At 71.8% G+C, this 425-nt stretch carries 1 protein-coding gene; it reads left to right on the forward strand.

The window, feature by feature from the left end; all coding sequences use genetic code 11:
- The coding region (locus M3175_RS24535) for a site-specific integrase (RefSeq protein ID WP_503328639.1) at window positions 1–425 on the forward strand (425 nt) is incomplete at both ends.

Below are 425 nucleotides of genomic sequence, written 5' to 3' on the forward strand. Positions count from 1 at the left end.
TTCGCCGGGTGCACGCCACGCTGATGTCGGCCCTCGGCAGCGCGTACAAGCGCAAGATCGTCAGTCACAACCCGGCTCAGCACGTCGAACTGGCTCAGGGACGTCGTCCGAAGGCGGTGGTCTGGTCCGACGACCGGGTGGCCGACTGGGTGCGTACCGGGGTCCGCCCCGCGGTCGCGGTGTGGACGGCGGAGCAGGCGGGCGGCTTCCTCGACCACGCGGCCGGACACCGGCTGTACCCGATGTTCCACCTGATCGCCTACCGCGGCCTGCGTCGCGGGGAAGCGGTGGGCCTCCGTTGGCAGGACGCCGACCTCGACCGCGGGGTCCTGCGCATCACCCAGCAGGTGATCCAGCTCGGCTGGGCGACGGAGGTCGGCGACCCCAAGACCGACAGCGGTGCCCGCTCCGTCACCCTCGATGCG

The sequence above is a fragment of the Robertmurraya korlensis genome (genome assembly GCF_023715225.1).
In the GTDB taxonomy this organism is placed as follows: Bacteria; Bacillota; Bacilli; order Bacillales; family Cytobacillaceae; genus Robertmurraya_A.